General features: G+C 72.3%; 1 protein-coding gene. It reads left to right on the plus strand.

The genetic code is table 11. From position 1 onward, the window contains the following. Positions 1 to 37 precede the first annotated feature (37 nt). A partial coding sequence (locus EF918_RS36500; RefSeq protein ID WP_148141390.1) for a helix-turn-helix transcriptional regulator occupies positions 38 to 636 on the plus strand: 599 nt, incomplete at its 3' end.

Genomic DNA, 636 nt, shown 5'->3' on the forward strand with positions numbered 1-636 from the left:
GCCACGTAAAGGGTCGGAGACTGGGTGGAGCCGTCCTGTGCCATCAGACGGGTCTCGCCGTGGCTCGGACGACGTGCAGGGGGCTGGGTTCGGTGGCCTGCTGCGACGGCATCGGCGGGAGGCCGGGCTGTCGCAGGAGAAGCTGGCGGAGCTCGCCGGTCTGAGCGTCGACGCGATCGCGGCGTTGGAGCGGGGACGGCGGCGCGCGCCACGAGCGCACACGCTGCGACTGCTCACGGACGCACTGCGGCTCGGTGACCCGGATCGCGCGCTGCTGACCGCGGCCGCCCGCCGCGAGGCCGACTCCGCCCGCGGACCGGTGCGGCAACCGCCCGCGCCGATCAGCGAACTGATCGGACGGACGACCGAGCTGAACGCGACGAGTCGCCTGCTGGGGCAGGGAATCACTCGTTTGCTCACCTTGACCGGGCCCGGCGGGGTCGGCAAGACGCGGCTCACGCTGGCCCTCGCGAGCAAGGTTTCGGACAGCTTCCCGGACGGCGTCTGCTGGGTGCCGCTCGCCGCGGTCACCGACTCCGCCGCCGTGGCGCCGACACTCGCGACCTCGATAGGAATGCATCTGCTGGAGAGCACCCGGCTGGTCGAGGAGATCGCGGAGCAGATCGGCCGGAGCAC

This window comes from Streptomyces sp. WAC06614, assembly GCF_003949795.1.
GTDB lineage: Bacteria > Actinomycetota > Actinomycetes > Streptomycetales > Streptomycetaceae > Streptomyces.